This is a genomic window from Myroides sp. C6-3 (assembly GCF_050522425.1).
Lineage (GTDB): Bacteria > Bacteroidota > Bacteroidia > Flavobacteriales > Flavobacteriaceae > Flavobacterium.
The window spans coordinates 21,327-33,938 of the sequence record NZ_JBMVQP010000001.1 but is presented as its reverse complement, the minus strand read 5'-3'; the positions used below and the strand labels follow the sequence as shown (position 1 = coordinate 33,938).

General features: G+C 37.5%; 11 protein-coding genes. 7 read left to right on the top strand and 4 right to left on the bottom strand.

Going from position 1 to position 12,612, the window contains the following annotated elements; genetic code table 11:
- Positions 1-61: 61 nt before the first annotated feature.
- From mutL to ACPDG9_RS00135, 4 genes are read left to right on the top strand one after another with little or no spacing between them, the layout of a single operon-like run.
- Positions 62-2,170, top strand: coding sequence for a DNA mismatch repair endonuclease MutL (mutL, locus tag ACPDG9_RS00150; protein ID WP_430525843.1), 2,109 nt, complete (start codon positions 62-64; stop codon positions 2,168-2,170).
- Positions 2,170-2,919: a rhomboid family intramembrane serine protease gene (locus tag ACPDG9_RS00145; protein WP_430525842.1), complete on the top strand. Its 750-nt coding sequence runs from the start codon at positions 2,170-2,172 to the stop codon at positions 2,917-2,919. The genes mutL and ACPDG9_RS00145 overlap by 1 nt, the downstream gene beginning before the upstream one ends.
- 1 nt (position 2,920) lies before the next feature.
- The gene (locus ACPDG9_RS00140) at positions 2,921-3,745 is read left to right on the top strand and encodes a rhomboid family intramembrane serine protease (protein ID WP_430525841.1); all 825 of its coding nucleotides are present in this window, start codon (positions 2,921-2,923) and stop codon (positions 3,743-3,745) included.
- Between the two features lie 3 nt (positions 3,746-3,748).
- Positions 3,749-4,786: an endonuclease/exonuclease/phosphatase family protein gene (locus ACPDG9_RS00135; RefSeq protein WP_430525840.1), complete on the top strand. Its 1,038-nt coding sequence runs from the start codon at positions 3,749-3,751 to the stop codon at positions 4,784-4,786.
- Here the strand turns inward: ACPDG9_RS00135 and ACPDG9_RS00130 are convergent.
- Complete coding sequence (locus tag ACPDG9_RS00130; protein WP_430525839.1) at positions 4,783-5,922, bottom strand: MFS transporter; 1,140 nt, start codon at positions 5,920-5,922, stop codon at positions 4,783-4,785. The two genes, ACPDG9_RS00135 and ACPDG9_RS00130, sit on opposite strands and share 4 nt — an antisense overlap.
- Positions 5,923-6,010: 88 nt before the next feature.
- Here ACPDG9_RS00130 and ACPDG9_RS00125 point away from each other — a divergent pair, with 88 nt between their 5' ends.
- Positions 6,011-6,784, top strand: coding sequence for an AraC family transcriptional regulator (locus ACPDG9_RS00125; protein ID WP_430525838.1), 774 nt, complete (start codon positions 6,011-6,013; stop codon positions 6,782-6,784).
- A 67-nt stretch (positions 6,785-6,851) separates the two neighbouring features.
- Here the strand turns inward: ACPDG9_RS00125 and ACPDG9_RS00120 are convergent, their stop codons facing one another.
- Complete coding sequence (locus tag ACPDG9_RS00120; protein WP_430525837.1) at positions 6,852-8,027, bottom strand: MFS transporter; 1,176 nt, start codon at positions 8,025-8,027, stop codon at positions 6,852-6,854.
- Positions 8,028-8,189: 162 nt separating this feature from the next.
- Positions 8,190-8,702, bottom strand: a complete 513-nt coding sequence (locus ACPDG9_RS00115; protein WP_430525836.1) for a GNAT family N-acetyltransferase — start codon at positions 8,700-8,702, stop codon at positions 8,190-8,192.
- Positions 8,703-9,035: 333 nt separating this feature from the next.
- Here ACPDG9_RS00115 and ACPDG9_RS00110 point away from each other — a divergent pair, with 333 nt between their 5' ends.
- Together ACPDG9_RS00110 and ACPDG9_RS00105 are read left to right on the top strand one after the other, a co-directional pair.
- Positions 9,036-9,599 carry a DUF1572 family protein gene (locus tag ACPDG9_RS00110; protein WP_430525835.1) on the top strand — a complete coding sequence of 188 codons (564 nt, stop codon included), beginning with the start codon at positions 9,036-9,038 and terminating at the stop codon, positions 9,597-9,599.
- 96 nt (positions 9,600-9,695) lie between these two features.
- Positions 9,696-11,729: a dipeptidyl-peptidase 3 family protein gene (locus tag ACPDG9_RS00105; RefSeq protein ID WP_430525834.1), complete on the top strand. Its 2,034-nt coding sequence runs from the start codon at positions 9,696-9,698 to the stop codon at positions 11,727-11,729.
- Positions 11,730-11,777: 48 nt separating this feature from the next.
- Here the strand turns inward: ACPDG9_RS00105 and ACPDG9_RS00100 are convergent, their stop codons facing one another.
- Complete coding sequence (locus ACPDG9_RS00100) at positions 11,778-12,557, bottom strand: helix-turn-helix domain-containing protein (protein WP_430525833.1); 780 nt, start codon at positions 12,555-12,557, stop codon at positions 11,778-11,780.
- Positions 12,558-12,612: the final 55 nt, after the last annotated feature.

Genomic DNA, 12,612 nt, shown 5'->3' with positions numbered 1-12,612 from the left:
TTTCTTTAAATTTGTAAGCATAGAGTTCAAAGTTTTAATTAAAAAAATCTTCCTTTTTTAAATGTCTAATAGTATTCGATTATTACCAGATCACGTAGCTAATCAAATTGCGGCAGGAGAAGTGGTTCAACGACCTGCTTCTGTTGTGAAGGAATTGGTAGAAAACGCTGTCGATGCTGAAGCAACCGAAATTAAATTGGTGCTAAAGGATGCTGGTAAAACCTTAATTCAAGTAATCGATAATGGGAAAGGGATGAATGAAACAGATGCTAGAATGGCCTTTGAACGCCATGCTACATCCAAAATATCCAAAGCAGAAGATTTATTTTCCCTGCATACGAAAGGTTTTAGAGGAGAAGCACTCGCTTCTATTGCCGCTATTGCACACGTGGATTTGAAAACGTGTTTACGCGGTAGTGAATTGGGTACTCACCTGATTATGGAAGGATCTAAGGTAGTAACGCAAGAAGTTGCAGTAACGCCTCCTGGTACGGTTTTTTCTGTAAAAAATCTATTTTTTAATATTCCAGCACGTAGAAATTTCCTCAAATCGGACAATGTTGAATTTCGCAATATTGTAGACGAATTTGAACGAATTACGCTAGTGCATCCTGATATTAGTTTTACGCTCATTCACAATGGGAGTGAAGTGTTTAATTTACCGAGTTCTAACTTGCGTCAACGCATTGTCAATGTGTTTGGAGCAAAGACCAATGAGAAGCTCGTGCCCATTGAGGAAATTACAGAAATCGTAACGATTCGCGGCTTTATTGGTAAACCTGAATTTGCCAAGAAAAGTAGAGGGGAACAGTTTTTCTTTGTCAATGATCGATTCATTCGCAGTGGCTATTTGCATCATTCCGTTTTAGCTGCCTATGAAGGCTTGTTAAAAGATGGAACGCATCCTACGTATTTCATTTACCTCTCTGTGCCAACAAATTCAATCGATATTAATATCCACCCAACGAAGACGGAGATTAAATTTGATGATGAACAAGCACTATACAGCATTTTGCGCTCGTCGATTAAACACAGTTTAGGGCAATTTAACGTTGCACCTGTGCTTGATTTTCAACGAGACGAAGGTTTAGACGTTCCGTATGAATTTAAGGATAGAGAAGCTGAAACACCTTTGATAGAGATTGACACCCATTATAACCCTTTTACCAACGAAGGGATTAGTCCAACAGAAGAAGTGTACAATCCGTTCAAACAAACACCGAGTAGTTTGCGAGGGGAGCGTTCTGATTTTGTTGATCGAGGGTTTAACCCCTTTGAAGAGAGCTCTTTTTTGCGAAAAGATGCCCCAGAAGAGGAAGAAGAAGAAAAGGAAGATATCTTTGAAAGTAAACTGACAACCGCTAAATCAACTATTGATTTTTCATCTTTCAAACAAGAGGGAAGAAAAGCAGATGAAGCCGTTTTCTTTGCTAGTAAGTCCAATAAAACTGAAATCAAGAAATCATCAGCCAATGAAGTTGGGGCTTGGCAAGAAGTTTTTGAAGGATTAAAAGGGAAGGGAAGTTCACTAGATGTCAGCGGAATTACCTTTGAAGAAGAAGAGGTAACAGGAAGTTTGTTTGACGAAAGTACAGAAACAACAGTGGCCTCTCGTACCTTTCAAATTCAACGAAAATACATCGTCAGTCCGATTAAATCAGGAATGGTGATTATCAATCAAGGAAGAGCGCATCAACGTATTTTGTACGAGAAATTTATTGGAAATATAACGAAGTCCAATGCCGTTTCTCAACAGTTACTTTTTCCATTGACCTTATACTACGCGCCTTATGAAGTCGTTTTATTAAAAGAAATACGCACTTCTTTAAAGCAGATGGGGTTTGACTTTGAAGATATGGGGGAAGATCACGTTATTTTATCCGGTTTACCTGTTAATGTAGCAGAAAGTGAAGCGCAAATTGTATTAGACGATTTGATCATGAGTTTTCAGGAGGGAATTCCAGAAACGAATTACATTCAAACAGAGCGCATAGCCAAAACCTTGGCGCAAAGTTTGGCCGTAAAATCGGGAACCATTTTAAATGAAACCGAACAAGAGGATATTGTGAATTCTTTATTTGGATGTAAAGAACCCAACATATCACCATTTATGAAGCCTACTTTTATCACGATGAAAGTAGAAGATATTGAACGAAAATTTATACTGTAATGAGACTAACAGAAGGAGTAAAACAGTTATTGATTATAAACATCCTTTTTTTCGTAGGAAGCATGCTCGTACCTGCAACTTATGATTATTTAGCGATGTACTATTTTGGAAATGCTAAATTTCAATTTTGGCAACCGTTGAGTTATATGTTTATGCATGGAGGAATGATGCATATCTTTTTCAACATGTTTGCGCTATTCTCATTTGGTTCAACTTTGGAGATGATTTTTGGAACAAAACGCTTGTATGCGCTGTTTCTCATCTCTGGATTTGGGGCCGCTTTGTTGCATATGGGAGTAAATTACTATTCGGTATCTCACGGTGTAAATCAACTTATAGCCGCAGGCTACCAAGAAGGAGAAATTTACAGCTTATTGAAAAAGGGAATGTACAACACGGGGTGGGAATCTGTTTTAGGTTCTGGCGATTTGCGTGCAATGATTGCTGCTTTTAATACGCCAGTTGTTGGAGCTTCAGGAGCCGTTTACGGGTTTTTAGTTGCCTTTGCTTATATGTTTCCTAATGCGGAACTGATGATGATGTTTATTCCCGTACCAATTAAAGCCAAGTATTTTGTACCTGGTATTTTAGCGATTGATTTAATAGGTGGATTAACAGGAGGATTTAGTATTTTTGGCGGGGGAACAGGTATTGCTCACTTTGCACATGTCGGTGGGGCATTGACGGGTTTCTTACTCGTGCGTTACTGGAAGAAAAATCAGTTCAACCAAAATCGTTGGGATTTGTAAAATGAAAGCAATAGAGGATGTAAAGCGCAAGATCAACTTAGGCGATAAAGTACAACTACTTATTATCGTGAATATTGTTGTCTTTGTCTTGCTATATGGACTATCAATTCTCGCAACAGCTGTATATCACAGCATTTTTCCCTATGTGGCTTTTGTCGCAGATGGGGTAGAGACGTTCATGCGTTTTTGGACATTTATTTCCTATTCTTTTGTGCATGCGAATATTTGGCATCTACTGCTGAATATGATTATGCTCTTTTTTGTTAGCAATCTCTTCTTTACTTTTTTTACTACGAGACAATTCTTGTTTGTCTATTTTGTAGGTGCACTGGGTGGAAGTTTGCTATACTACCTATCGTCTTTCTTTTTCTCGATGGGCTACGGCTTAGTAGGCGCTTCTGCTGCGGTAATGGCTCCTTTAATTGCTGTGGCTAGTTTTGCCCCAAAGATGGAGGTGCGATTGGCTTTGATCGGAAGAGTAAAAATGATCTATATCGCTGCTGTGATTATTATAATTGACCTTTTTCAACTTTCATCTAGTAATGTAGGAGGACATTTGGCGCATTTAGGTGGTGCCTTAGTTGGCTTTGGTTATATCGCTTTGTTGAAGAACGGCGTGGATCTCGCTAAACAAAAAAAGAAGAGCGCAAAAAATAAATCGACATTTAAGAAGGTTTATGTCAATAAACAAGGAGATAAAAACGTTAATAGAGAAGAATCAGCGCAAAAGCAAATCGACACTATCTTAGACAAGATCAGTAAGTCCGGCTACGAAAGTTTAAATAAAGATGAAAAAGAGTTCCTTTTTCGTCAAGGAAAGAAGTAAGAGATGAAAAAGCTATCTTGGTTTAATAGAGTTGTATTTTTCCTTAATGTTCTGGTGGCGATCGGAACGTTATTGGGCTATCTATTGCCTTTTTTAGCACCTAAGTTGTTTCCCTTCCTTTCTGTATTTACTCTTATGCTTCCTTCGTTGCTCTTAGTGAACTTTTTCTTCCTAGTCTATTGGAGTATTCAAGTGAAAAAACAAGTGATCTTATCGGCTTTAATTTTGCTTTTAGGTGTTACTTTTATTACGAAATTCTATAAGATTACCGGAAAAAATGAACCTACGGCATCCGATGATATTGTATTGATGACCTATAATGTTCGCCTATTCAATCTTTTTAAATGGATTCCCGATGAATTTGTTCCACAAAAAATCAAAGAATTCATTGATTTACAAGATCCTGATATCCTGTGCTTGCAAGAATACTCAAAAAGTGCAGCTTTAGATTTTAAACAGTATCCGTATCAATACATCGTCTCTCATGGTGATAAAATCATGACTGGACAGGCTATTTATTCCAAACATCGCATTATTGATAAGGGAGAAATTAATCTTCCCAATTCAAATAACAATGTGATTTTTGCCGATGTACTCATCCAGTCTGATACGATTCGCGTATATAGTATTCACTTGCAGTCGATTAGTATTAGTCCGGATATTCACGAGAAATTAGATGAAGAAAAATCAAAGCGTATTTTTAAGCGTATCTCTAGTGCCTTTAAGGAACAGCAACTGCAATCGGAGTTAATTCAATCGCATATGAAAGACGCTACTCACCGCAAAGTAATTTGCGGCGATATGAATAATAGCGCTTTTTCTTATGTGTACAGTAATATTAAAGGCGATCTAAAAGATGCCTTTATAGAAGCAGGAAGTGGATTTGGAAAAAGTTATGATTTTCCCTATTATCCCATGCGTATTGATTATGTTTTTGTCGATCCAAATATTCGTGTTAAATCATTTAAAACGTATAGCAATTTTAAAAATTCAGATCACTTTCCGATCGTTACTCGTTTAGCTTTAACAGGCGATCACTAGGATTTTTGGCTGGGTAAAGTCAAGGCTAAGCACAGCGCAATTCCCGAAAACAGCACCAATACATAGCCTAGATTCGGCAACAAACTACTGAGGTATAATCCCAAGCCAATAAGTAAGTAGTAGAGCAGACCAAATAATGCTCCCGCCGAACCAATTGCCGTTTTGTATAGACTAAGAGCTTGACTCAGTATATTGGGAATCGCGATACCAAAAGCGGCAACAATCAGTAAGACTGGTACCAAAAACCACATCGTATCCAACAGAATTACGGCAATACACGCATTGGCCAAAGCCAATACCGCTGACCCTAAGATGAGTCTGTTACTAGCAACTCCTCGCTTAATACAGCTTTTATTAAAATAACTACCTAGAAAAGATCCTAAGGCTAATACGACTCCGCTATATCCATAAACGGAAGAATCATACCCATGCGATTCAAAAATAAAAGGTGCAAAGGAATAGTAGCTAAATAACATGACATTATAACTCATAACTAAGAGTGCAAAACGCCAAATACTGCGATCTGTATATATTTTTCTTGCAAGTTGAAGCAGGATACGTAGGGTGATTTTCTCTTTGGTTTGCTTGGTTTCAGGCAATTGATAGTGCGCCTTTACGACGAGGAACAAAGCGAGTAACGCCAGTAGGGCAAATACACCAACATGGCCAAAGGTTGAAACTGTAATTCCCCCTAGTAACAGTCCTATAACAGGACTGATCGACAAAGCAATTCCCATAATAGAAAAGACTTTGTTGAGTTCCACACCCGTATATACATCGCGCATCATGGTTTGGGTAATGACTGATCCTACTGCAATACCGAAAGCCGCAAGGACTCTAGCCGCAAGTACGATTTCGAAAGTCGGCGCAACCAAGGCCATGAGGGATGCTACCATATACGTTGTTAATCCCCATATCATCGCTTTTCTTCTTCCTATATAATCACTCTGTATTCCCCACCAAATAACCCCTAATGCAAACGCTATAAAGTAGGTGCTAATTGTCAGTAAGGCCTTGGTTTCTGTAACTTGATAGTGTTGAGTAATGCTCGGTAAAGCTGGACTATAGATGGTCTCAACAAATTGTGGAAACATCATTAATAGAACCATAAAGCTCAATTGTACTTTTGTTTTCATTTCTTTTTGAATTTCTCCTGCAAAATTCTGCCTAATTCCCCTTATCTTTATAACAGTATAAAAACAAAAAATATCAAAAAACGGACAAATGGCGTATTTAACTAGGGAACAAGAATTAAATTTAGAAGCGATCAATCAAGATGTTATTGGCTTAGCTTCGGATTTAGTACAGCATGATTCGGGTTTTCACAGCCATGAAAAGCACGCCCAAATACTCTATGCTTCTAGTGGATGTATGACTTTATTAACGCGAAATCGCCAGGTGATTTTGCCCCCACAAAAGTTATTGTATATACCAGCAGGACTTGAACATCGGGTGACGTTTCGCAATGTAGTGGCCTATCGATCGATTTATTTAGCTGTAGATCAACTGCAATTGGATGATTTAAACTTGCAAGTAAGAAGCGTGTCCTCATTGTTAGCGGAAATTATTGAACGCATTTGTTGGTGGGAATGGAAAGGTACCCCTACGGAGCAACAACAGCATATTTTACGTGTCTTCTGGGATGAATTCCAAGATGCTAAAGAAGAATCTTATGCCCTAGAAATTCCTTCTGACTATCGGCTTCAATCACTGATGACCGCTTTTATGATCGAAAAAAAAGTTCCTCCTTTTTTAAAGGAACTCACGCATCGCGTCGGAGCAAGCGAAAAAACGATTACCCGCATATTTAAACGGGAAACGAAGATGACGTATCAAGCTTGGCGCCAACAATGGAGGCTGTATCGCGCCATTGAACTCCTAGCAGAAAGCGAAATCATCTCGGATGTTAGTACCCAATTAGAATTTTCTTCAGACAGTGCTTTTATTGAGTTTTTCAAAAACCACACGGGGGTAACACCCACTAAATATTTTTTGTAAAAGCTTTTTTTGTTTGTTGATTGTGTTCCCACAACGCACAAACTTCACCACGCACAAAGCTCACTACCTACTTTACTGTAAATTTTCTAGAAAACATATAGACTAAACTCAAGATAATAATTGCGGTACTGACATACATGATTATGGGAATATGTTCGATGTGATCCTTGTAATACCACCCAGCGGCGAAAGCGCCTCCACCAATTCCAGCTTCTAAAGCGATATACATGGTCGAAACGGCTCTTCCTCGTTGGTCAGGTGAGCTAAAGTCGATCGTCCAAGCATTTAACGCCGGTGATAAGATTCCCAACGAAATACCATACATAAAGGCTCCCATGTACAAGCCGTTAACTGTCTGGAAAAAGGCGATGATCAAAAGTGAGAGGATAAGTAAAACCAACCCAATATTGATAATGAGTACTCGACCATATTGATCGGATACTTTACCTGCAAAAAAGCGAACCAATAAAGAAGAAACGGTAAAGATCATAAAGAAAACACCTTTGTTTTCAATACCGAGATGTCCCGTCCAATCGGGAATCAACGTAAGGATAACTCCATAGGCAATATAGGATAGAAACGTAACTAAGGCAGCGGGTAATACATTAAAGTCAAACAGATCTTTGCGCGAAATCTTAAAGAGAGAGAAGGAAAATTTTTCTTTCACCTTTAATGTTTCCTTCATATTGAGTAAAATAAGAATAGACAATAAAGCAAATAGAGCAGAGGTATAGAATAAAAAATTAATGGAGGTATAGATCTTGATTGTACTTCCAATAGCTGGACCAATAGCCATTCCTGTGCTAAAACAAATCCCGTGTAAGCCTAAGGCTTCTCCCCAGCGTTCTTTCGGAACAATGTCTGCTACATAAGCCGCGGTTGCTGTCGGTTTAAAACCAGTTGAAAATCCGTGTAACAAACGCAGAAATAAAAAACCCGATACGGTAGTTAAAATCGGATAAAGTAAGCTGCAAATAAAACAGACAATAGAACCAATCGCCATGATAGGTACACGTCCAATTTTATCGGTTAACTTTCCACTAAAAGGTCTTGAAATTCCCGCTGTAATAGTAAACAAACCAATGATTAACCCCTTGTATTCTGCTCCACCTAAACTCGATAAGTAATCAGGTAATTCTGGAATTAGCATATTGAAACTAGCAGAGAATAACAGCGAACTTAAACAAACCAGCATAAATTGAAGGTTGTATATCGGATGCGCGGATCGGGAAAATAAAGACATAGTGGTATTTAATTACTGCAAATTTATTGGAATAAATCGGGCTAGGTAATTTTTTTGTTGTGAGAAGGTGAGTTGATTAGAAGGTGAGTTGATGAGGAGTTAGAGCTAAAAAAATGTATCAAAATTCACCAATCTCTCTTCTAACTGCTAACAGTTAATCGATTACAAAAAATACTCAAAGTAGCTCTTGTTTTCTTTTGCTTCAATAAACGAAAAATTCATGCGATTGATCATGCGCACAGATTTTTCATTGGGAGTTTGTGCAACTGCGAGAATGCGTTTAACTTGGGGGTGTTGTTGTTTGATCAATTCTATTAATCCCAACGTGCCTTCTGTACCATAACCACCTTTCCAGAAAGCTCTTCCAATGGAGAAACCAATTTCAGCAGCTGTATCATCAACAAGTGTATAAACTGCTGTTCCCATCAATTGTTGGGTTTCACGATGAACAAATCCACAGCGAAATTTTTTACCTGATGCATTTTCTCGCTCTACTTGCTCAAGGTAGGTTTGTACCTCCTCCATCGTTTCAAAAGGAAGTGTTGTTCGATATTGCATCGCATCTTTATCAGAGTAAATAGCGAAAAGTGCTTGTGCATCGTTGGAGGTTAGAAATCGAAAATACGTGCGTTCCATTTCAGCTAACATATTGAAATCTTTTTTAGGAGTTTCCACAAAGTAAAGAAATAGTTTTGCTGTTTTTCGTTTTTCACTTGGGATTTAGTTCTATTTTTTCCTTTTTCTGATAAAAAAATGCCCTATACGATATTTGGGGGGCGTATAGGGCAAAAGTAGTATGAAAAAAAGTTTTTACTTGAATCACAATTACTGTGCCAAATAAGTAAATTAGACATTAAAATTAATGGAATATTGGAGGAAATTTAGAATTAAAAGAAAAACTTCATAGAAATGAAAATGGAGTATTTGATTTTTATAAAAAAGCATTTATTTTTCTTATAAATAAATTAAATTAGTGGAAATCAAAATACTAAACAAAAATAACGCACCATGACAATACAGGAGGTACAAGGCATTCGCAAGCAGTTTGAATACTACCGTATGCTAGCAGATAAAACGATTTTAATTCTTTCTCAGGAGGAGTTGAATTGGCAATACAACGAGGAAAGTAATTCTATTGCCATGTTGATGCGCCATATAACGGGAAATCTAGCTTCTCGTTTTACTAATTTCTTTACAGAAGATGGCGAAAAACCATGGAGGGATCGCGATAGTGAATTTGCTACTGGGGTTTATGATCGTCATGAATTGATTAGCAATTGGGATAAAGGCTGGTCTATTTTATTTCAAGTGATTGATGCTATTACAGAAGATAATGTAAACGCCATGGTCAAAATTCGAAATCAAGATCACACAGTAGGAGAGGCGCTTTATCGTCAATTAGCACACTATCCTTACCATATTGGTCAAGTTGTTTTCTTGGGAAAACTCATTAAAAATAAAGAATGGCAATCTCTTTCGATTCCCCGCAACAAATCCAACGATTACAATCAAGAAAAATTTAATAATCCAAGTTCAGATTCGCATTTTACTGATGATTATTTAAAGAAATAGAAGAAAAAAAATAGAATCTTGTTTTTTGACCGGGATAAAAGGCGAGGGTATAACCGTTTTTTATATATTTGTTGAAAGACGAATAAAGCACAGATTATGAAATTAAACACAATGGCATGTATTGTATTGGCTTCGGCAATGGCATTATCATGCGGAAAAAACAAAGAAGAAAACAAAAAAGATACGGTGGAAGCAGTTGAAAATTTTGAATTTAGTGTAGATCAATTTGCTGATATTGAAGTTTTGAGATATCAAATTCCAGGTTGGGATGATTTGACATTAAAAGAGAAGGAATTGGTATACTATTTAAGTCAAGCTGGATATGCAGGACGAGATATTATTTGGGACCAAAACTACAAACACAACCTAAAAATTCGCAAGGCTTTAGAGAGCATCTATGAAAATTATGCTGGGGATAAGGAATCAGAGGATTGGAAAAATTTTGTGGTATATGTAAAGAGAGTATGGTTTTCTAATGGTATTCACCATCATTATTCCAACGACAAGATTAAACCTGCGTTTACACAAGCGTACTTTACCTCTTTGTTAGAAGCTACAAATACGCCACTAGATGCTGCGGTTGTGGATATTCTTTTCAATGACGTGGACAGTAAAAAAGTAAATTTAGATTTAGCGAAAGGTCTAGTAGAAGGATCTGCAGTAAACTTCTATGGAGAGGGAATTTCTGAAGCTGAGGTAGAGGCATTCTACAACAATATGAAAAGCCCAGATCCTTTGCGCCCTTTGTCAACAGGACTGAATTCTAAGGTGGTAAAAGAAAACGGAAAACTAGTTGAAAAAGTTTGGAAAAGCGGGGGGATGTATGGTCAAGCAATTGATAAAATTATCTTCTGGTTGGAAAAAGCAGTTACTGTGGCTGAAAATCAAAAACAAGCAGATGCTTTGAAGTTATTGATCCAATATTACCAAACGGGTGACCTCAAAACATGGGACGACTACAACGTTGCGTGGGTTGCTGCCACAGATGGTAATATCGATTATAACAATGGTTTTATTGAAGTGTACAATGATCCATTAGGACACAAAGCCTCTTACGAAAGTGTAGTACAAATCAAAGATTTTGATATGTCTAAGAAAATGGAAGTACTTTCTAAAGAAGCACAGTGGTTTGAAGATAACTCACCTTTAATGGCAGAACACAAGAAGAAGAATGTAACAGGGGTAACCTATAAAACGGTAATAGTTGCTTCTGAATCTGGTGATTCATCGCCGTCTACACCAATTGGGGTGAACTTGCCAAATGCTGATTGGATTAGAGCTGAACACGGATCTAAGTCCATCTCTTTAGGAAATATCATTGATTCATACAACCACGCTGGTGGATCGGGTAAATTGAAAGAATTTGCACACGATGAGGAGGAAGTGAAATTAGAAGAACAATATGGTGAGTTGGCAGATAAGTTGCACACGGCTTTACACGAAGTAATCGGACATGCTTCTGGACAAATCAATCCTGGTATTGGTCAACCAAAAGAAACACTAAAAAGTTATGCTTCTACTTTAGAAGAAGGACGTGCTGATTTAGTAGGGTTGTTCTATTTATACAATCCTAAGTTACAAGAGATTGGACTGGTAGAAGATTGGAAAGCTGTAGGTATGGCTGCTTATGATGGTTATATCAGAAATGGTTTGATGACGCAATTAGTGCGTTTAGAACCAGGTGCAGATATCGAAGAAGCACATATGAGAAACCGTCAATGGGTGAGTGCTTGGGTTTTTGAAAAAGGAAAAAAAGACAATGTAATTGAAAAAGTAGTACGAGATGGAAAAACGTATTTTAACATCACAGACTATGAAAAATTACACGCTTTATTCGGTGATTTACTAAAAGAAACGCAGCGTATTAAATCTGAAGGTGATTACAAAGCTGCTAAAGCATTAGTAGAAACATACGGTGTAAAAGTAGATCAAGCGATTCACAAGGAAGTATTGGAACGCAATGCGAAGTTTAATTCTGCTCCTTATAGAGGATTCGTAAACCCTTATATTGTACCTGTTACAAATGATAAGGGAGAAGTTACGGATTATGTAATTAAACAACCGAAAACATTTGAAGAGCAAATGTTGTTCTACGCAAAAGAATACAATTTCTTACCAGTAGAAAACTAATTCATACACAAAAGGTCAACTTCTAAAAGTTGACCTTTTTTTATGGTGTTATTTTGGATCTGATTCGAAATAGTCGCTTGGACGTTTACCTAGTAATTTAGTGAAAACATTGCTGTAGGATTGGGCACTGCTATAACCAACCTGAAGGGCGATCTCTCCTATATTCAACTGCCCCTCACTGAGTAATTCAAGTGATTTGATAATGCGTACCATCTGAATGTACTTCGCCAAACTAAGACCCGTTTCTTTCTTGAATTGACGTTCTAATGTGCGTATGCTAACAAAGCCCTTAGAGGCTAATTCTTCAACCAAAATAGGCTTGCTATACATCTGATGGATATAAGCTGTTACGGCTAGTAAATTAGGTGATTTAGGGACAGGCGTAATCAAGGGAATGGACTCCTGAATGAAAGAAGGAAGTTCTTCTAAAATGGCAAGTAAGAAGGTCTGCTCACTTTGGCGATATTCCATGTTCAACGACCACTTTTCGGTGTACATAATCATCTCTTTCAACACAGGAGGAACGGAAAATAGATACAAATCGTCATAAAAGGGAGGCATATCATCCGTATTAAAATACAAGGTTCTCAAAGAAACAGATTCGGATGCAGCTGTTGTTTTATGTGGAAGATTTGAAGGAATCCATGCTGCGTGATGTTGAGGTAGTAAAAATTGATTGTTTGACGTGTGTAAGTATTGATAACCCGATTCAACAAAGACAAGCTGTGCCTTGTGGTGCTGGTGAAATTCATTGTTGTGTTTCCAATTTTCTGCATGCCAAACAAAACCGTTTTTTTTGACTTGATCTACTAATTCTGGTCCAACCATACTTGTCGTTTTAGTTATGATATATGGCGAATATAATCATTTATTTCCTATTACT